This window comes from Janthinobacterium sp. UMAB-60 (assembly GCF_900095235.1).
Lineage (GTDB): Bacteria > Pseudomonadota > Gammaproteobacteria > Burkholderiales > Burkholderiaceae_D > Janthinobacterium.
Genome location: NZ_LT607483.1, coordinates 541,541 through 559,797 on the forward strand (window position 1 = coordinate 541,541; position 18,257 = coordinate 559,797).

An 18,257-nucleotide genomic window follows, 5' to 3' on the forward strand; every position below is an offset into this window, starting at 1 on the left:
AATTATAAACTCCGAATGATCTTTCAACGCGCCCTTCGACGTGAATTGGCTAGTGCCGCCGGGGCCACCTTCACTGTTTTGTTCAGCATCCTGCTCACCTGGATGCTGATCGGTATTCTCGGCAAGGCGGCGGGCGGCAAGATTGCGTCGTCCGACGTCATGTCGCTGATGGTTTTTTCCGCCCTGATGCAGCTGCCCACCATCATCATCCTTACCGGTTTCATTTCGGTGCTGATGGTCGTCACGCGCAGCTACAAGGAGTCGGAGATGGTGGTGTGGTTCGCCTCGGGCCTGAGCCTGTCGCGCTGGATCTGGCCCGTGCTCAGCTTCGGCCTGCCGCTGGTGCTGGCCACCGGCATCCTGAGCCTGTATGCCACGCCGTGGGCGCAAAAGAAAAGCGATGAATATGTGGCGCGCTTTGAAAAGCGCGAAGACCTGCAGAAAGTCACGCCGGGCCAGTTCCGCGAATCGGCCGGCAGCAACCGCATCTTTTTCGTCGAGGGCGTCAGCGGCGAGAAGAACGTGGTGCAGAACGTCTTCGTCAATACCGTCGATGAAAAAGGCAGCGCCGTCGTCGTCGTCGCCAAGGAAGGCGTGATCAATACCGACGCCAAGGGCGAACGCTTCCTGGTGCTCAAGAGCGGCCGCCGCTACCAGGGCGTGCCGACGCAGGCGGACTTCCAGACCATGGAATTCGAGCAGTACATCATGCGCATCGAGAGCAAGCAGCAGGAACCGGGCGCGGAACTGGGCGTGCGCGCCATGAGCACCATGGCGCTCATCGCCGATCCGAATCCCTACACCATGGCCGAATTGCTGTGGCGCGTCAGTGCGCCCATGATCGGCCTGATGCTGATCCTGCTGGCCATTCCGCTGGGCTTTGTCAATCCGCGCGCCGGCAGTTCGGCCAACCTGATCGTGGCCCTGCTGATTTTCTTTACGTATAGCAACCTTATCAAGGTCGTCGAAGCGAGCGTGAAACAGGGGCGCCTGACATTCGGTCTGGCCTGGTGGCCGCTGCACCTGCTGGCGGCACTGGCCGTGGTGGCGCTGTTTGCATGGCGTTTGAATGTGAATCACCGCTATCATCCGCTGGTCCTGCTGGCGTCCTTCAAGCGTGCGCGCCGCGCCGGCAAACCAAGTAAAGCGGCATCGAAATGAAGATTTTACAGCGCTATTTTGCGGTCTCGATATTCCAGGCGGTGCTGTTCGTGCTGCTGGCCTTCCTGGCACTGCAAGCCTTCATCGACTTGACGGGCGAACTGCCCAAGGTGGGCCGCAACGGCTACACCATCCAGTATGCCTTCCTGTATGTGCTGGTGCTGGTGCCGGGGCATGTGTACGAGGTGATGCCGATTGCGGCACTGATCGGCACGATCTACACGATGGCGCAGTTTGCGGCCAGCTCCGAATTTACCATCATGCGCGCTTCGAGCATGTCGACGGCGATGGCGGCCGGTTTCCTGTTCCGCATCGGTATCGTCTTCGTCGTCATTACCTTCATCTTTGGTGAGCTGATCACGCCGCGCACCGAGCCGCTGGCCGAACGCCTCAAGCTCACTTCGCGCGGCGCGGCCGTGTCGAGCGAGTTTCGCTCGGGCCTGTGGACCAAGGACATGGTCAAGAGCGACGGCCTGACGGGCACCGTCACCGGTTCGCGCTTTTTCAATGTGGGCGAAGCGCGTCCCGACGGCCAGCTGAAAAACGTCAAGCTGTATGAATTTGATACCGATATGCGTTTGCGCACCCTGACCGTGGCCAAGGGGGCGACGTATCAGGGCAATAACATCTGGCGCCTGACCGATGTGACGGAAACCTCGTTCTCGAACAGCGCGGCGACCTCGCCCGGCTTCGAACCGAAGCTGACGAACTACTATGGGCAGGAAACGAGCCTGGTGCGCACGGTGCAGAGCGCCAGCAAGGACATGACGTCGGAAGTGACGCCGAAGATTCTGACGGTGTCGGCTTCCGATCCCGAGCGCATGTCGGCCAGCGAACTGGCCGTGTACACGCGCCACCTGGCCGAGAACAAGCAGGAAACGGAACGCTTCCGCATCGCCTTCTGGAAAAAGCTGATCGATCCGCTGGCCATCTTCGTGTTGATGGCGCTGGCGCTGCCGTTCGCCTACATGCACACGCGCAGCGGCGGCATCAGCCTGAAGATCTTCATCGGCATCATGATCGGCGTGAGCTTCATGCTGGTCAACACCCTGTTTTCGCATCTTGGGCTGCTCAGCACCTGGCCGGCCTTCCTGACGGCGGTGGCGCCGAGCACCCTGTATCTGCTGCTGGCGCTGGGCGCCCTGTGGTGGGTGGAGCGGCACTGATGGAGACGAACGTGCAACAGGCACTGATCTTGTTTGCCCATGGCGCGCGCGCCGCATCGTGGGCCGCCCCATTCGAGCGCCTGCGCGACCTGAGCCAGGCGCGCATGCCCGGCACCAGCGTGCATCTGGCCTTCCTGGAGCTGATGACGCCGCGCCTGCCCGAACTGGTGGCGACCCTGCTGTCCGAACTGCCCGCCGGTGCCATCCTCGATGTCACGGTGGTGCCCGTGTTCCTGGGGCAGGGCGGGCATGTGCTGCGCGACTTGCCGCTGTTGCTGGAAGAGCTGCGTCAGCGGCATCCGGCACTGCGCCTGAAGGTGGTCGAGGCGGTGGGCGAGAACGCCAGCGTACTGGCCGCCATCGCCGATTACTGCGTGGCGGCGCCAGGCTCCAGCGCCCTGCCTTGAACGGCATCGACATCGACATCGTCTACCTGTGGGTTGACGGCGCCGATCCCGCATGGCGCACGCGCCGGCGGCACGCCTATGCCGCCTGGGCGCAGGCGCATCCCGGCCAGCTGGCCTTGCACGGCAACGTGGCGGGGCGCTACCGCGACAACGGCGAACTGCGCTACAACCTGCGCGCGCTCGAGCGCTTCTTCCCCGGCCACGGACACATCTACCTGCTGACGGACCGGCAAGTGCCCCACTGGCTGCGCGCCTCACCGCGCCTGACGGTGATCGACCATGCCAGCCTGATGCCCGATGCATCCCTGCCCGTGTTCGATTCCGGCCATATCGAATCGTACCTGCACCATATTCCTGGTTTGTCCGAACGCTTCCTGTACTTGAACGACGACGTTTTTTTTGGCGCGCCGTTCGAGCCCGCATTCTGGTTTGGCGATGAAGGGGAGGGGCGTCTGAGCGTGTTTACGGAGAGCGCGCTGCAGCCCGATTTGCAGGGCTTGCGCGCCGACGTGGCGGCACCCGTCAATTGCGCCACCCTGTCGCGGCAATGGCTGTCGGCGCAGTACGCCGATTACCGGCATGAACCGCGCCTGTATGCGCATGCGCCGCGGCCCATGCTGAAAAGCGCGCTGCATGCACTGGAAGGGCTGGCACCGGCCATGTTTGCCGGCGTGCGCGCGACGGTGTTTCGCTCGTGGCAGGTGCCGGCATTGCTGCCCGACCTGGTGCCGCGCTGGATGGTGCATCAGGGGCTGGCGCGGTCGCACATGCTCGACCCGCTGCATATCGCCAGCGGCGATGTGGAGGCGCCGCAGCAGCTGGAGGAGCTGGCGGCGCGTTTCGGCAGCTTGCCGTTTTTCTGCATCAACGATACCTGCGACGAGGCCGAGGACGACGACCCGCGCCTGCTGCGCGTGGCCGCGACCTTGCAGCGGCTGCTGCCGCTGCCATCCTCATTCGAAGGCGTTTAAGCCGCTTTTTTGTTTGGCGCCAGGCTGATGCGGGCGGCGGCCGTGGTGTCGGACAGCGACGCGAGGAACAGCAGCAAATAGGCGCCCAGTTCGAGTACTTCCTCGCCCAGCAGCGCGTAAGCGTCCGGCATGCCGTGAAATACCTTCTTGTCGAAAGGCCAGCCAGCGACCATCAGCAAGCCGCCGATGGCTGTCAGGATGGTGATGCGCATGCTGAAAATCCGCGGCGCCGCGGCAAACACCTTGCGCGCGCGCGGCGCGAAGAAAATCAGCAGGCGTATCAGGATCAGTAATTCCATCACGCGCAAGGCTTTTTCAAGCTGTGCCCAGGCGGGGGCCGTGCCGAACTGGTCGATATCGAGTTCGCGCAGCAGGAAGCCGAACAGCAGGGCCGACAAGCCCGCATGCATGAGGAAACGCAAGGACTGGCGGTCAGGCTCTTGCCATGCGCGCACGCCGTGCACGGTGCAGGCCAGGGCCAGGAACAGCGCCTGCAGCCATTCCAATAAATGGTTTTCATCGTCGATATTCGGAAACACCGTCCACAGGGCGATGGAGGCTGCCATGCTCAGGAGTACTGCGCTGGCGACGCCGGCATTGCTGCGGCTGAGCGAAGTCAGGGCTTCGCGCATGGAAGTGAAATTCATGGTTGGATCGTAACGGCTAAAGTTGCGCGGCGGCGGTATTGCAGCCTGCGGGCGCAGCTTTTTTCGGGGAGACTGCTGCGCGGTTCCCGTTAACGGGGAGGCCGCACAGCAAGCGCTATGGCGGGGTGTAGCGGGAATTTCATTGCTGTTACGCAATAACTTCTCGAGAAAAGATGCGTGAGCATCGTATCATGTTTCTTTTGAAGACGTCGGTTACTGACTTTAAAGTCGGTAAAATACGGTGTATTTATTCAGGCATGGCGCGCCAGAACAGCAGCCTCATCTTCGATGGCCTGGTGCGCGCGCGTGGCCATGGCGTCGCCCAGCATCACCAGCACGGGACCGTGCGTGTCGCCCAGGCCATGCGCCAGGGCGCTCAGCGTCAGGCGCACGATGCGCTGGTCCGGGCGGCTGCAGTTTTCAATCACCACCACGGGCGTGTCGGCCCGGCGGCCCAGGGCCAGCAGGCGCTGCGCCGTGGCGATGGCTTCGCGTCCGCCCATGTATTGCACCAAGGTGTCGCAGTCGGGAATGCGCGTCTGCTCCGGTTCGCCCGGCGCCGTGCTGGAGGTAAAGAAGGCCACGCTGCGCGACACGCCCCGCTTGGTCAGCGGTTGCAAGGTGGCGGCGGCCGCCGCCAGGGCCGTGGTAATGCCGGGCACCACTTCGACGGCGATGCCCGCTTCTTCCAGCGCCCGCAGCTCTTCGTCGGCACGGCCGAACAGCATGGGGTCGCCCCCTTTCAGGCGCACCACGACGGCATGCTTGCGCGCGTTGTCGACCAGTTGCTTGTTGATGAAGGCTTGTGCCGTCGACAACTGGCCGCAGCGCTTGCCGACCAGGATCTTTTGCGCCTGCGGGCACAACTCCAGCATCTCGCTTGTCACCAGCGCGTCGTGCAGCACGACGTCGGCCTGCGCCAGCAGGCGCGCGCCGCGCAAGGTCATCAGGTCTTGCGCGCCGGGGCCGGCACCGATCAGGTAGACCTTGCCAGGAAGAGATGTGGAGTTGTTCATGGTGCTTGCCTTCCTTAGTCGAAACGGATCATGCCCGCGGCGACCGTCTGGTGGGTCACTTCATCGATCAGGATAAACGCCCCGGTGGCGCGGATATCGGCATACGCGTCAGCCGCCAGCGCCTGCTGCACGTTCAGGCTGATGCGCGCGATGTCGTTCAGCTTCAAGCCTTCGGCAGGATGGCGCTGCTGCGTATTGATGTCGAGGATCGAGTCGATCGCCGTCACTTTGGCCGCCGTCTGCCTGGTGCCGTGCTTGATCCAGTATTTGCGGCGCAGATCCAGCGCGTCTTCCGACAGCCAGCATACGTCGGCCACCACCTGTTTCAGCAGGGTGGCGGGGCGGTCTGCTCCAGCCAGCAAGTCGCCGCGCGAGATATCGAGGTATTCATTCAGCAGCAAGGTGACGGACTGGCCTACCACGGCCGTCGGCAGCGAGCCGTCCAGTGTGACGATATCCTTGACTGTTGCCGTCTGGCCAGACGGCTGCACCACGAGGGTGTCGCCGATGCTGACCTTGCCCGCCTCGATGCGGCCCATGTAGCCGCGGAAATCGTTTGCTTCATGGCCATTGTGGCGCGCCACCAGTTGCACCGGGAAGCGGAATGGCGTGTCGTGCGATTCGTCGTACACGGACAAGGATTCAAGCAGCTCGATCAGGGTCGGGCCCGTGTACCAGCCCAGCTTGTCGCCGCGTTCGACGACGTTGTCGCCCGTCAAGGCCGACAATGGAATCGGCGTGATGTCCTTCAGACCCAGCGACTGGGCGAACTCGCGGTAGGCGGCGACGATGCGGTTATAGACCGTTTCATCGTAGTCGACCAGGTCCATCTTGTTGACGGCGACGACCACGTGCTCGATCTGCAGCAAATGGGCAATCGTCGAATGGCGCTTGGTCTGGATCAGCAATTCCACGCTGCCATCGTCACCGAGTTTGACTTTCGACACGTCGATCAGGATGATGACGGCGTCGGCCGTCGAGGCGCCCGTGACCATGTTGCGCGTGTACTGTTCATGGCCCGGCGTGTCGGCGATGATGAACTTGCGTTTCGGCGTGGCGAAATAACGGTAGGCCACGTCGATGGTGATGCCTTGTTCGCGTTCCGCTTCCAGGCCGTCCGTCAGCAGCGACAGGTCGACCGTGTCGCCCACCGTGCGCTTGTGCTTGGAGCGCGACATGGCGTCGAGCTGGTCGGCGAAGATGCCCTTGCTGTCGAACAGCAAACGGCCGATCAGGGTGCTCTTGCCGTCATCGACGGAACCGGCCGTGATAAAGCGCAACATGCCGCGTTCAACGCTGTCGGTGAGAGTGGTGCTGGAGATTGCTGCGTTCATTAGAAATACCCTGCTTTCTTGCGTTTTTCCATCGAGGCTTCGGAAGTCTGGTCATCCATGCGGGTGGCGCCCCGTTCCGTGATTTGCGTGATTGCCGTTTCGGCGATGATGGCGTCGACCGTCGCCGCATCGGACGAGACGGGGCAGGTGCACGAAATGTCGCCCACCGTGCGGAAGCGCACGACTTGCGTTTCCACCGTTTCGCCTTCGCGCGGCGGCGTCAGGTCCGTCAGCGGCACCAATAAACCGTTGCGCGGGATCACCTGACGCTCGTGGGCAAAGTAGATCGGCGGCAATTCCAGCTTTTCGCGGGCAATGTATTGCCACACGTCCAGTTCCGTCCAGTTCGAGATGGGGAAGACGCGCATGTTTTCACCGGGATGCACGCGCGTGTTATACAGGTCCCACAGTTCCGGGCGCTGGGCTTTCGGGTCCCAGGCGCCGAATTCGTCGCGGAAGGAAAAGATGCGTTCCTTGGCGCGGGCCTTTTCTTCATCGCGGCGCGCGCCGCCGATGCAGGCGTCAAATTTATGTTCGGCGATCGTTTCCAGCAAGGTCACGGCTTGCGCCGCATTGCGCGAATCCGTGGCCGGGTTGCGCAGGCGCACGGTGCCGCGCTGGATCGAGTCTTCCACGGAGCCGACGATCAGGCGTTCGCCCAGTTCGGCCACTTTCTTGTCGCGGAACGTGATGACTTCCGGGAAGTTGTGGCCCGTGTCGATATGCACGAGCGGGAATGGAAATTTGCCTGGACGGAAGGCTTTTTCGGCCAAACGCAGCAGGACGACGGAATCCTTGCCGCCGGAAAACAGCAGCGCGGGATTGGCCGATTCGGCCGCCACTTCGCGCAGGATGTGGATGGCTTCCGATTCAAGGCTGTCGAGGTGACGCTGGTTCAAAATATTGCTCATATAGGATGCTTTCTTGTTCTGCTGAGTCTGTTGTGTCTGTTCAGGCTGCCACGGATTTGATGCGTATCAACTTACCGTCCACCATGTGCAGGCCGCATTCCTTGGAATCCGGATTTTCCCACCACCAGCGTCCGGCGCGCACATCTTCGCCCGGCTGGACGGCCCGCGTGCACGGTTCGCAGCCGATGGACGGGTAGCCCTGGTCGTGCAGCGCGTTGTAGGGCACGTCGTTGGCACGGATATAGTCCCACACATCCTGCTCGGACCAGTCGGCCAGCGGATTAAATTTCGTCATCGCGTGCGCCGGATCGTCTTCCTGCACATGCAGTTCGGCGCGCGTGGTGGACTGCGCGCGGCGCTGGCCCGTGACCCAGGCCTTGTTGCCGGCCAGGGCGCGGCCCAGCGGCTCGACCTTGCGGATGCGGCAGCATTCGCGGCGCATCTCGACGCTGTCATAAAACGCGTTGAGACCGTTCTGTTCCACGTAGGCGGCCACCGCTGCGGGCTGCGGGCGGTACAGGGTGATGTCGTGGTCGTAGCGGGCCTTGACCTTGTCGAGCACGGCCAGGGTTTCCTGGTGCAGCCGGCCCGTTTCCAGGGAAAAGATGCCGATGGGCAGCTTTGCCTTGAGAATCATGTCGGTCAGCACCATGTCTTCGGCTGCCAGGCTGGAGGCGAACACGGCCGGCGAAAATTCCGCCGCGATGCGTGTCAGCGTTTGCCCGGTGGCGTCAATCAAAGAAGTCAAATTGCTCATGCTTGGTCCTCAGATGCCGGCCGCGTTGTCGAGGTCAGGATTCTGGCCTTCGCGCTGGTGGCGGCGGAACAGCGGCGATTTTTGATCCCACGACGCCTGGTAGGTTTCCGAAAAGACGGACAAACCTTTTAAAGCGTCATGGATGCTGCGGTCGGGCCGGGTGGCATAGGCGTCAAAGCCTACCCTGTGCATGGAGAACAGCTGGTCGCGCAGCACATCGCCGATGGCGCGCAATTCACCCTGGAAACCCAGGCGGGCGCGCAGGTTGAAGGCGATGGAATAGCCGCGGCCATCCGTGAATTTCGGAAAGTCCACGCCGATGACGGGCAGTTGCGCCACGTCGGCGGCCAGTTCTTCCGGGCGCTCGTCGCTGGCCAGCCAGACGCCGATGTCGGGCAGGCGCGCCAGCAGGGTGTCGCGCTGGGCTTGCCACACGGTCAGCGGCACGATGACCTTGCCTGCAGGCACGACCACCGTTTCCGGCGTCTCGCCCTCATCGAGGCGCAGCAAGCCCCAGGTATTTGGCACCACGGCGGCGTTCTTGATGATTTCTTCGCGTACTTCAAACATATTCGTCTTCTCCCACCAGGTTGCCGACCGTGATCGGCGTTGCATATACGTGTTCCTTGAACGGCGCCAGGCCCAGGCGCTGGGCCGTATCGACGAAGCGCTCGCCTTCGTGGCGGTCGCGCACGTAGACGTGCAGCAGGCGGCCGATGACTTCAGGCATCTGCAGGGAAGAGAACGATGGTCCGATGATCTTGCCGATGGCGGCGTTGTTGCCTTGCGCGCCGCCGATCGACACTTGATACCATTCGCTGCCATCCTTGTCGACGCCGAGGATGCCGATGCTGCCCACGTGATGGTGGCCGCAGGCATTGATGCAGCCGGAAATATTCAGTTCGATCTCGCCGATGTCGTGCTGGAAGTCGATGCTGTCGAAGCGTTCCGCGATGGCGGCCGCGATCGGCAGCGACTTGGCGTTCGCCAGCGAGCAGAAATCGCCACCGGGGCAGCAGATCATGTCCGTCAGCAAGCCGATGTTCGGCGTGGCCAGGCCGTGCGCCTTGGCTTCCTGCCACAGCTTGAACAGTTTCGATTGCTCCACGTCGGCCAGCACCAGGTTTTGCTCATGCGTCACGCGCAGTTCGCCAAAGCTGTAGCGGTCGGAGAGATCCGCCGCGAAGTCGATCTGCTCGGCCGTCGCGTCGCCCGGTGGCACGCCCGTTTTTTTGAGCGACAGCACCACGGCCACATAGCCGGGGCGCTGGTGTGGCTTGACGTTGCGCGCCAGCCAGTTCACATACGCCTTGTTGTCCGCATGTTCGGCCTTGTAGTCGAGTTCCGGCAGGGCAAGGTAGGCGGGCGGATTGAAAAAGTCCGCCACGCGCTGCATTTCCTCGGTCGTCAATGTTTCCGGGCCATCCTTCAAATCGACCCATTCCGCTTCCACCTGGCGCGTGAATTCTTCCACGCCGATGGCTTTCAACAGAATCTTGATGCGCGCCTTGTATTTGTTGTCGCGGCGGCCGTGCAGGTTGTACACGCGCATGATGGCCTGGATGTACGTCAGCAAATGCTGCCATGGCAGGAAGTCGCGTACGACGCTGCCCAGGATCGGCGTGCGGCCCATGCCGCCGCCCGCCATCACCTTGAAGCCCACCTCGCCAGCGGCGTTGCGCACGGCCGTCAAGCCGATGTCGTGCACGGCGATGGCGGCGCGGTCTTGCTCGGCGCCATTGATGGCGACCTTGAATTTGCGCGGCAGGGCGATGAACTCGGGGTGGAAGGTGCTCCACTGGCGCAACACTTCCGCGTACGGGCGCGGATCGATGATTTCATCGGCGGCGACACCGGCGTACGGGTCCGATGTTGTATTACGGATACAGTTGCCGGACGTCTGGATCGCGTGCATTTCCACGGAAGCCAGGTCGGTCAGGATATCGGGCGTCTGTTCCAGCTCGATCCAGTTGAACTGGATGTTCTGGCGCGTGGTGAAATGGCCATAGCCGCGGTCATACTTGCGCGCGATGTGCGCGAACATGCGCATCTGTGTCGACGACAGCAAGCCGTACGGCACGGCGATGCGCAGCATGTAGGCGTGACGTTGCATGTACAGGCCGTTTTGCAGGCGCAGCGGGATGAATTCCTCTTCCGTCAGTTCATTGGCGATACGGCGCGCAACCTGGTCTCGGTACTGGGCGATGCGCTCTTTGATGATGAGGTGGTCGTACTGATCGTAATGGTACATATCAATTCCTAAAAAAGCCGGGGTACTGGAAGACTGCCTGGGATGATGTTCTGGATACTGCTCTTGTCTTTAATAGATTAGCTTTATTGCCACGCCGGTCAAGGTCATCGCCAGCAGCACTCTTAAAAACTTTTCCGGCACGGAGCGCGCGACCCAGGAACCGAGCGTGATGCCGGGCAGGGAGCCGACCAGCAGCGAGGCCAGCAATTCCCAGTGGATGGAACCGAGCCACCAGTGGCCCAGGGCGGCGATGGCCGTCAGGGGCACGGCGTAGGCGATATCGGTGCCCGCCACTTCGGCCGAGCTCATGCGTGGATACAGCATCACCAGCAAGGTGGCGCCGATGGCGCCGGCGCCGATCGACGAGATCGTGACCAGCGTGCCCAGCACGACGCCTGAAATGATGGTCGCGGCGGCAAGCTTGTTGCCTTGTAATTGTTTCTCAGGGTGGGCGTTGATCCACGTCAGCATGCGGCCCTTGAAGACCAGCGCGACCACGGTCAGCAGCACGGAGCCGGCGATCGAGTAACGGATGATCTGGCCGATTTCCGGCGACAGCGTGCCAAATGATTTGAGCGCCAGGGTCGACACGACGGCGGCAGGCAGGGCGCCGATGCACAGGCGCTTGACGATATCCCAGCGGATGGTGCCACGCAGGCGGTGTGTCAGGGTGCCGGCGCTCTTGGTGATCGAGGCGAACGCCAGGTCGGTGCCCACGGCCACGGAGGGCGGCACGCCAAACAGCAGGGTTAACAGCGGCGTCATCAGCGAGCCGCCGCCCACGCCGGTCATTCCTACGAGTAATCCTACGGCAAATCCTGAGACTATATAAGACAAAGTCATGCTTGCACCCCCAAAGTACCCGCAATAGTAATAAACTTAGTGTTTATTCCAAACTACTTAGTACGCATTTGCTTATATGCGATATGCGTATATGCATGAACGCAAAATCATGGGTGGGGCGGAAACTCGGCAAATTACGGCAATCTAGGGCAAACCAGCAATGAATCTCCATCAACTGCGCTTCGTGCGCGAAGCGGTCCGTCAGAACTATAACCTGACGGACGCCGCCAAGGCCTTGTTTACGTCGCAACCTGGCGTATCGAAAGCCATCATCGAGCTGGAGGAAGAGTTGGGTGTGGATATTTTTACACGCCACGGCAAGCGCATCCGCGGCTTGACGGAGCCGGGCCGCCTGGTGCTGGAATCGGTCGAGCTGATCATGCAGGAAATCGACAGCATGAAGCGCATCGGCAAGGAGTTCGCGGCGCAGGACAGCGGCAGCTTTACCATTGCCACCACGCATACGCAGGCGCGCTACACCTTGCCCAAGGTGGTGCAAGCCTTCATGCTGAAGTTCCCCAAGGTACGCTTGTCTTTGCTGCAAGGCAACCCACGCCAGATCGCCGAGATGGTGCAGCGCGACCAGGCCGATCTTGCCATCGCCACGGAATCGATCGCCGCCATCGATGGCCTGATTACCTTGCCCTGCTATCAATGGGAGCACGTGGTGGTGGTGCCGGTCGACCATCCGCTGCTCAAATCGAAGTCCGTGACCCTGGAAGAAATCGCCGCTTTCCCCCTGATTACCTATGACAGCGCGTTTGCCGGACGCAACAAGATCGACCACGCTTTCGTGCTGCGCGGCCTGAAACCGGACATCTTGCTGGAAGCCATTGATGCTGACGTCATCAAGACTTATGTCGAGTTGGGCATGGGGATTGGTATCATAGCGGGTATGGCCTTTGATGCCGAACGCGACAAAGGCTTGCGCTCCATCCCTGTCGGCCACCTGTTCGGCATGAATGTGTCGCGCGTGGCCGTCAAGCAGGGCGCGTATTTGCGCAGCTATATTTATACCTTTATCGAGTTGCTGACGCCGACCCTGAACCGCAAGCTCATTGAGCAGGCGATGAGCGGTGATAAAGAGCACTACGAACTATAACAATGCATGAAGTCGGCCGGGCGATGTGTCTGGCCAAGATTATTTAAGAAGAGAAGAAACAATGATTACCGATCAGCTTGCCAAATATTACGCCACCATCGCGCAGCAGTACGAGCGCGTCTATGACAAGCCCGAACGCCAGGAAGACCTGGAAGTGTTGCGCGACAAGGTTGCCGACGTGCTGGAAGGCCACACCGTGCTGGAACTGGCCTGTGGTACCGGCTACTGGACGGAAGTGGTCGCCGAGTCGGCCGAGTCCGTGCTGGCCACCGATATCAACGATGAAATGCTGGCGCTGGCCCAGGCCCGCGGCTTGCCCGACAACGTCACCTTCGCCAAGCTCGACGCATTCAACTTGCCCGATGATCTGCTGGGCAAGTTCACGGCCGTGTTCGCCGGTTTCTGGTGGTCGCACGTCAAGCGCGAAGACCAGGACAAATACCTGAAGCAATTGCGCAACAAGCTGGGCAAGGACATCCTGCTGGTGCTGATCGACAATTCCTATGTCGATGGCAGCAGCACGGTCATCGCGCGCACTGACTTGCTGGGCAATACCCACCAGTTCCGCACAACGGATGCGGGCGAGCGCTATGAAGTGCTGAAGAATTTCCCGTCGGATAGTCATCTGCGCAAGAAGTTTGCCCACTCGGCCCGTGAAATCCGCATGAAGCGCCTGGAATACTACTGGCTGCTGAGCTGCCGCCTGAAGTAAGGCCGGCACGGCAAGACAAGCCGCCTGCGGGCGGTTTTTTTTTCGTCTGTTGTTTTTATGTAACACGGTGTTGTGTCAAAAAGCAACATCTTGTCGATGTCATATTGTTGAAGTATTTCGTGGGCATGATTCGGTTCAGCAGCTAAGCAGCTCAGCAGCAGCTCAACTTGTCCAACTTAATGTAGAGAATCTCAAGTGAAAAAAATTACTCTGGCAGCATTGATCATCGGTACCTTCGCAGCAGCGACGGCGCAAGCACAATCGAACGTTACCGTCTACGGCGTGGTCGATCTGGGCATTGCCAAGACCACGGGCGCTGCGTTGCTGGAACGTGAAAATCAGGCATCGCGCATTGGTTTCAAGGGCACGGAAGATCTGGGTAATGGCTTGAAAGCCATTTTCAACCTGGAAAGCGAATTCAAGGCTGACACCGGTGCGCAAGCGACCGCCAATACCCTGTTTGATCGCCAGGCATGGGTCGGCCTGACCGGTGACTTCGGTACCGTCTACCTGGGCCGTACCAAGGACCTGATCGATGGCACCCTGGCACGCGTTGATCCATTCAACACCTACGGCGTCATCGGCAAGATCAATGAGCCAGTCATGCGCGGCGGCCAGTCGCCCAATGGCCCGCAAGCCATCCCGAGCACATCGGTCGTGGGCGTGTCGCGCGTCAGCAATGCCGTGACCTACAACAGCCCATCGTTCAGCGGTTTCGTCGTCAGCGGCCAATACGTCGCCAGCGAAATCAAGGATGCCGATTCGGGCTTCAGCGTGGTTGCCACGTATGACCAAGGTCCAGCGAGCGCACACGCCGGCTACCAGAAGAAAGTGCAGTCCGCTGCCAACGCAGCGGCTGAGCCGAAACTGTGGATCGTCGGCGGCGGTTACAAATTTGGCCCTGCCAAAATCACCGTCGATTACTCGAAAGCAGATACCGATGTCGCCGTTACCGGCGAATTCAAGAGCTACCTGCTGGGTCTGGCCTATGACATCGGCGGCGGCGCCATCAAGGTCAGCTACGTGAAGCAGAAGCAAGACAGCAAGACCGTCAGCGGCAAGGAAACGGCCAAGGCCTATGGCCTGGGCTACGATTACCCGCTGTCGAAGCGTACTGCCGTGTACGGCTATGCTGGCCGCGACCAGTTCAGCGAAAAATCGATGTATCAGCTGGGTATGACCCACAAGTTCTAAGCAAAAGTCTTTTGCCACGACAAAGGCGCCTGCGGGCGCCTTTTTTTGTTATGACATGGCTGTTTCCATCACTTCCGCCTGCATGGGCAGCGAGATTTCGATGCGCGTGCCGCCCAGCTCGCTATCGGCGCCGATATGGATGCTGCCGTTCAAGCCCCACACCCGCTCGCGCATGCCCAGCAGCCCCAAGGCCGTGGCTTTTTCCAGGTCATGTTCGGCAATGCCGCGGCCGTCATCCTGAATGGTGATCGCCAGCGAGGAATCGATGCGGTGCAGGGCGATGGTGATGTGGCTTGCCTCGGCATGGCGCGCGATATTCGTCAGCGCTTCTTGCACGATGCGGTAGATGGCCGTGCTGCGCGCGTCGTCGAGCACGAGGTCGGCCTCGTCGGCCAGCAAGTCAAAATGGATGGCGCGGCGCAACAGGAAGTCGTGGCGCAATTTTTGCAGCGCGAAATACAAGCCTCCTTCATCGAGCGCGCGCGGACGCAGGTTGCTGGCGATGCGCCGCAGCGAAGTGATGGCCGTCACCAGCAAGCCGTCCATGCTGTGCAGCAACGCTTGCAGCGGCGCGGTGGTGTCCGAGTGCTGGCGCACCAGGGTCAGGTCGACCCGCAAGGTGGCTAGCAATTGCCCCAGGTCATCATGCAGTTCGCGCGCGATATGTTTGCGCTCTTCTTCGCGGATGGATTGCAGAGCGCTCGACAATTCACGCAATTGCGAAAAGGAGCGGGCCAGCTGTTCATGCATCTGCTGGCGCGCGCTGATATCGCGCACGATGATGGTAAATACGCTATGGCCGTCTTCCTGCATGGCCGAGAGCGAGCCTTCGAGGGGAAACATGGCGCCATCGCTGCGCCGTCCCGTCAGGGTGTAGTCGGTGGCGCGCCGGCCCGTCAGGCGCAGCTCCTGGCTGATGTCGCCAAACGGCGGGTCGCCCTCGTGCTTGCCCAGGCTGCCCAGGGTGCGCAAGTCGCGCAGGATATAGTGGCCCAGGCGCATGCCGCGCATGCCGGCCGGCGTGTCGTCGAACAATCTGGCTGCCGCCGCGTTCGCATGCAGGATGAATTGCCCGCTGTCGATGCTGATGATGGCGTCGCTGGCGCTGTCGATGATGGCTTGCCCGCGCGCCTGCCGCTGTCGGCGGGCTTTCAGCGGAGGAAACAAGCACAGCAATAGCGCCGCCGCCATGCCCAGCGGCAGGATGCGCAGCAGTGTGGGACTGCCTCGGTCGGGCATGGGATTCTCCTTGCGAACGTGTACGAAGGCAGGCAAGACAGGGATGGGGAGTTGGACTTTATGTAGCCTATGCCTGTTGGGGCGGCGTGGCTTGATGTGGCGCAGGAAGGGGGGCGGAAGAGATCAAGGCGCCGCGCCGGCATGGGCCGGGCGGCGGCGGGCGACTTACATTTGCTTGAACAGGTGCAAGAAGCTGCGGCTCACTTCGAGCTTGTCGGATTTGCCTTTGATGAGTACCAGGTGGCGGCCGCGGATGTCGCGCGTCACGCCTTCGATGGCATTCACGTTGACCAGGGTGGCGCGGTGGATTTGCCAGAACAGCGCAGGATCGAGCTCTTCGGCCAGATCGCGCACGGGCTTGCGGATCAGTGCCTCGTACTTGGCGGTTTGCACGCAAGTGTATTTCTCATCCGAACGGAAAAATAGAATCTCTTCCACCGGGATCATGCGCAAGTCCTGGCCGATGCTGGCCTGTATCCATTGCAAATAGGTGGGCTTGGCCGTGATTTTTTCCGCCAGCTGCGACAGCATGGCCGTAACGCTGCTGTTGACGTCCAGCGCAGGCTTGTTCAAGTGCGTTTTCAGGCGCTCCACCGTCACCAGCAAGCGCTCATGCTCGGGCGGCTTGAGCACATAATCGACGGCGCCCCGCTCGAAGGCTTCGACGGCGTGGGTGTCGTAGGCCGTGACGAAGACGATATGCGTCTTGCTGCCTATCACTTGCGCCGCCTCCATGCCCGTCTTGCCCGGCATGCGGATATCGAGGAAGGCAAAGTCGGGCTTGAGTTGCTCCACCAGTTCGATCGCTTCGTCGCCATTCTTGGCTTCGCCGATGATTTCCAGTTCGGGCCAGGCCTGGCCCAGGCGCAGGCGCAGCTGGTCGCGCATCAGTCTTTCGTCGTCGGCAATAATAGCGGTAGGCATAGGTCTCAAGTGTGAACAAGCGAAGATTGATTATTCAATGATTTAGCGTTTTTATCAACTGTCTTATTTAGACAGCTGATATGGCACTTCGATCACGGCACACACGCCGGACGGTTGATTTGGCGTAATGGTCAGGCTGCCCTGGTCGCCATGCAGCAGCTTCAGGCGTTCGCGGATGGTGGGCAAACCCAGTCCCGTGCCATCGCTGGGCACCACGCCAAAGCCCAGGCCGTCATCGGTGACGATCACGCGCAGCTTGCTATGCGCCACTTCTGCCACGATGCGCAGGGTGCCGCCTTCCGGCTTGACTTCCAGTCCGTGCTTGATGGCATTTTCCACCATCGATTGCAGCATCATGGGCGGGAAGGCGGCGCTGCGCAGGCCATCGGGAATCTGGAAGTCGACGGTCAGGCGTTCCTCCATCCGCATTTTCAGCAGGTTCAGGTACGCTTGCACCATGTCCGCTTCGCGGCCCAGGTTGGTAATCAGGGCGTTGTCGCGCATTTGCGGCAGTACGGCGCGCAGATACTGGATCAGGCTGCGCTGCATCTTGGCTGCGCGCGGCGGATCGACCTGGATCAGGTGCTCGACGGAAGCGAGCGTATTGAACAGGAAATGCGGCTCGACTTGCGCCTGCATCATCTGCATCTTCGCTTCGCTGAGCTGGCGCTGCATGGATTCGCGTTCGGCCGCCTCATTCGCGGTGACAGTTTCCGCCTCGGCGCGTTTCTTGCCGCCAACCAGGGCTTTCATGGCGAACAGGGCCAACACCAGCAAGGACACGAAACTCTTGAACCAGGTGGACGCTTGCTGATGGTAGCGCGACACTTTTTGCTCCGCCGCATCATCGACCGCTTCTTCGATGGCATTCGACAGCTCTTCGCCGATTTGTGGCGGCAGTTCAATATGGACTTCTTCGCCCGAAGCATTCGTCGTTACTGGATAGCTGGGCTTGGCGGGGGCGGCCGGTGGTTGAGGCGGCTCAGGCGGCACGGCACTGGCTTGGGCGTCCGCCTCGGCGGCATCGACTGGATCGTTGGCGGCGTCGGCCGTGCTGCTACGCCGGTTCTTGCTGTTGCGGGGATTGAAATGGATGCCGGTATCGTCGATCAGGATATTGGTATCACCCGTGCCCTTGCTGCTGCGTTTATGCGACTTGATGACAACTTCTTCGTCCGGACTGGACGAGAACAGCTCATCTTGCAAAATGGAGCCGGCGATCAGGGCCAGCGCCGCGAACAGGAAAAATTTCCACCAGGACAGTTGGGTAACCCAGGTTGTCGTCGCGTCGAATGCCCGTTGCAACCAGGCGAGAATGGTTTTCAACAATTGGGGCAGGCTGGAAATCGGAAGCATGGGGCACTTTCAAGTACAAGAGTTAATCGACGCAGCGGGCAAGTTTAACCCCTTGTTGAGTAGCGTCAGAGTCTGATGTTGCCACTGTGCCTAAAGACCACGAACTACGCCAGCCGATTGCGACAGGCTGCACAAAAAGGCGCTTGAAGTGAAGACAAGGCTTGCTGGGCGGAGAGGGCGAGAAAATAGCCCTTGCGGGGCGCGCGGGGCACGGCTATAATTCGCCCCCTCGCTGAACGATGCATGCAAATGCTGAGTGAGGCGGG

17 protein-coding genes and 1 pseudogene are annotated in these 18,257 nt (G+C 61.0%); 7 read left to right on the plus strand and 11 right to left on the minus strand.

Annotated features, from left to right (window positions below; all coding sequences use genetic code 11):
• Positions 1 to 15 precede the first annotated feature (15 nt).
• From lptF to K0F86_RS05785, 4 genes are read left to right on the plus strand one after another with little or no spacing between them, the layout of a single operon-like run.
• Entirely contained in the window at positions 16 to 1,161 is a 1,146-nt protein-coding gene (gene lptF, locus K0F86_RS05770) for an LPS export ABC transporter permease LptF (protein WP_219133425.1), read from the plus strand.
• On the plus strand, positions 1,158 to 2,327 hold the full coding sequence (gene lptG, locus K0F86_RS05775) for an LPS export ABC transporter permease LptG (RefSeq protein ID WP_219133427.1): 1,170 nt from the start codon (positions 1,158 to 1,160) through the stop codon (positions 2,325 to 2,327). The genes lptF and lptG overlap by 4 nt, the downstream gene beginning before the upstream one ends.
• Complete coding sequence (locus K0F86_RS05780; protein WP_219133429.1) at positions 2,327 to 2,734, plus strand: sirohydrochlorin chelatase; 408 nt, start codon at positions 2,327 to 2,329, stop codon at positions 2,732 to 2,734. Before lptG ends, K0F86_RS05780 begins: the two co-directional genes overlap by 1 nt.
• Positions 2,731 to 3,705: a Stealth CR1 domain-containing protein gene (locus tag K0F86_RS05785; RefSeq protein WP_219133431.1), complete on the plus strand. Its 975-nt coding sequence runs from the start codon at positions 2,731 to 2,733 to the stop codon at positions 3,703 to 3,705. Before K0F86_RS05780 ends, K0F86_RS05785 begins: the two co-directional genes overlap by 4 nt.
• Here the strand turns inward: K0F86_RS05785 and K0F86_RS05790 are convergent.
• The 8 genes and pseudogenes from K0F86_RS05790 to K0F86_RS05825 form a co-directional block, all read right to left on the minus strand.
• A complete protein-coding gene (locus K0F86_RS05790; RefSeq protein WP_219133433.1) occupies positions 3,702 to 4,352 on the minus strand; it encodes a hypothetical protein in 651 nt (216 codons plus the stop codon). The two genes, K0F86_RS05785 and K0F86_RS05790, sit on opposite strands and share 4 nt — an antisense overlap.
• Positions 4,353 to 4,603: 251 nt before the next feature.
• Positions 4,604 to 5,368: a uroporphyrinogen-III C-methyltransferase gene (gene cobA / locus K0F86_RS05795; RefSeq protein ID WP_219133435.1), complete on the minus strand. Its 765-nt coding sequence runs from the start codon at positions 5,366 to 5,368 to the stop codon at positions 4,604 to 4,606.
• A gap of 14 nt (positions 5,369 to 5,382) precedes the next feature.
• Positions 5,383 to 6,702 (minus strand): sulfate adenylyltransferase subunit 1, encoded by a 1,320-nt coding sequence (locus tag K0F86_RS05800; RefSeq protein WP_219133437.1) that lies wholly within the window; start codon positions 6,700 to 6,702, stop codon positions 5,383 to 5,385.
• Positions 6,702 to 7,616 (minus strand): annotated as a pseudogene (gene cysD / locus K0F86_RS05805) (sulfate adenylyltransferase subunit CysD); the annotation flags it as partial. The pseudogene cysD and the gene K0F86_RS05800, both read right to left, overlap by 1 nt.
• Positions 7,617 to 7,653: 37 nt before the next feature.
• Positions 7,654 to 8,370, minus strand: a complete 717-nt coding sequence (locus K0F86_RS05810) for a phosphoadenylyl-sulfate reductase (protein ID WP_219133439.1) — start codon at positions 8,368 to 8,370, stop codon at positions 7,654 to 7,656.
• A gap of 9 nt (positions 8,371 to 8,379) precedes the next feature.
• Positions 8,380 to 8,940 (minus strand): DUF934 domain-containing protein, encoded by a 561-nt coding sequence (locus tag K0F86_RS05815; protein ID WP_219133441.1) that lies wholly within the window; start codon positions 8,938 to 8,940, stop codon positions 8,380 to 8,382.
• Positions 8,933 to 10,621, minus strand: a complete 1,689-nt coding sequence (locus K0F86_RS05820; RefSeq protein ID WP_219133443.1) for a nitrite/sulfite reductase — start codon at positions 10,619 to 10,621, stop codon at positions 8,933 to 8,935. The genes K0F86_RS05815 and K0F86_RS05820 overlap by 8 nt, the downstream gene beginning before the upstream one ends.
• A 69-nt stretch (positions 10,622 to 10,690) precedes the next feature.
• Positions 10,691 to 11,464: a sulfite exporter TauE/SafE family protein gene (locus tag K0F86_RS05825; protein ID WP_219133445.1), complete on the minus strand. Its 774-nt coding sequence runs from the start codon at positions 11,462 to 11,464 to the stop codon at positions 10,691 to 10,693.
• A gap of 160 nt (positions 11,465 to 11,624) precedes the next feature.
• On the opposite strand from K0F86_RS05825, the gene K0F86_RS05830 reads away from it, so the two are divergent.
• From K0F86_RS05830 to K0F86_RS05840, 3 genes are all read left to right on the plus strand, one after another.
• Complete coding sequence (locus tag K0F86_RS05830; RefSeq protein WP_071078844.1) at positions 11,625 to 12,566, plus strand: CysB family HTH-type transcriptional regulator; 942 nt, start codon at positions 11,625 to 11,627, stop codon at positions 12,564 to 12,566.
• A gap of 61 nt (positions 12,567 to 12,627) precedes the next feature.
• Entirely contained in the window at positions 12,628 to 13,278 is a 651-nt protein-coding gene (locus tag K0F86_RS05835; protein ID WP_141172200.1) for a class I SAM-dependent methyltransferase, read from the plus strand.
• Between the two features lie 195 nt (positions 13,279 to 13,473).
• Complete coding sequence (locus K0F86_RS05840; RefSeq protein ID WP_219133447.1) at positions 13,474 to 14,472, plus strand: porin; 999 nt, start codon at positions 13,474 to 13,476, stop codon at positions 14,470 to 14,472.
• 48 nt (positions 14,473 to 14,520) lie between these two features.
• On the opposite strand, the gene K0F86_RS05845 is transcribed toward K0F86_RS05840, so the two are convergent.
• From K0F86_RS05845 to K0F86_RS05855, 3 genes are all read right to left on the minus strand, one after another.
• A complete protein-coding gene (locus K0F86_RS05845) occupies positions 14,521 to 15,711 on the minus strand; it encodes a PAS domain-containing sensor histidine kinase (protein WP_219133449.1) in 1,191 nt (396 codons plus the stop codon).
• A 165-nt stretch (positions 15,712 to 15,876) separates the two neighbouring features.
• A complete protein-coding gene (locus K0F86_RS05850) occupies positions 15,877 to 16,635 on the minus strand; it encodes a LytTR family DNA-binding domain-containing protein (RefSeq protein ID WP_096234411.1) in 759 nt (252 codons plus the stop codon).
• A 63-nt stretch (positions 16,636 to 16,698) separates the two neighbouring features.
• On the minus strand, positions 16,699 to 17,991 hold the full coding sequence (locus K0F86_RS05855) for a sensor histidine kinase (RefSeq protein WP_219133451.1): 1,293 nt from the start codon (positions 17,989 to 17,991) through the stop codon (positions 16,699 to 16,701).
• Between the last annotated feature and the right edge of the window lie 266 nt (positions 17,992 to 18,257).

What these genes read in the sequence shown, in the direction of transcription:
- lptF (WP_219133425.1), top strand. Translation starts at nt 16, where the DNA reads ATGATCTTTCAACGCGCCCTTCGACGTGAATTGGCTAGTGCCGCCGGG.
- lptG (WP_219133427.1), top strand. Translation starts at nt 1,158, where the DNA reads ATGAAGATTTTACAGCGCTATTTTGCGGTCTCGATATTCCAGGCGGTG.
- K0F86_RS05780 (WP_219133429.1), top strand. Translation starts at nt 2,327, where the DNA reads ATGGAGACGAACGTGCAACAGGCACTGATCTTGTTTGCCCATGGCGCG.
- K0F86_RS05790 (WP_219133433.1), bottom strand. Translation starts at nt 4,352, where the DNA reads ATGAATTTCACTTCCATGCGCGAAGCCCTGACTTCGCTCAGCCGCAGC.
- cobA (WP_219133435.1), bottom strand. Translation starts at nt 5,368, where the DNA reads ATGAACAACTCCACATCTCTTCCTGGCAAGGTCTACCTGATCGGTGCC.
- K0F86_RS05800 (WP_219133437.1), bottom strand. Translation starts at nt 6,702, where the DNA reads ATGAACGCAGCAATCTCCAGCACCACTCTCACCGACAGCGTTGAACGC.
- K0F86_RS05810 (WP_219133439.1), bottom strand. Translation starts at nt 8,370, where the DNA reads ATGAGCAATTTGACTTCTTTGATTGACGCCACCGGGCAAACGCTGACA.
- K0F86_RS05815 (WP_219133441.1), bottom strand. Translation starts at nt 8,940, where the DNA reads ATGTTTGAAGTACGCGAAGAAATCATCAAGAACGCCGCCGTGGTGCCA.
- K0F86_RS05820 (WP_219133443.1), bottom strand. Translation starts at nt 10,621, where the DNA reads ATGTACCATTACGATCAGTACGACCACCTCATCATCAAAGAGCGCATC.
- K0F86_RS05825 (WP_219133445.1), bottom strand. Translation starts at nt 11,464, where the DNA reads ATGACTTTGTCTTATATAGTCTCAGGATTTGCCGTAGGATTACTCGTA.
- K0F86_RS05830 (WP_071078844.1), top strand. Translation starts at nt 11,625, where the DNA reads ATGAATCTCCATCAACTGCGCTTCGTGCGCGAAGCGGTCCGTCAGAAC.
- K0F86_RS05835 (WP_141172200.1), top strand. Translation starts at nt 12,628, where the DNA reads ATGATTACCGATCAGCTTGCCAAATATTACGCCACCATCGCGCAGCAG.
- K0F86_RS05845 (WP_219133449.1), bottom strand. Translation starts at nt 15,711, where the DNA reads ATGCCCGACCGAGGCAGTCCCACACTGCTGCGCATCCTGCCGCTGGGC.
- K0F86_RS05850 (WP_096234411.1), bottom strand. Translation starts at nt 16,635, where the DNA reads ATGCCTACCGCTATTATTGCCGACGACGAAAGACTGATGCGCGACCAG.
- K0F86_RS05855 (WP_219133451.1), bottom strand. Translation starts at nt 17,991, where the DNA reads ATGCTTCCGATTTCCAGCCTGCCCCAATTGTTGAAAACCATTCTCGCC.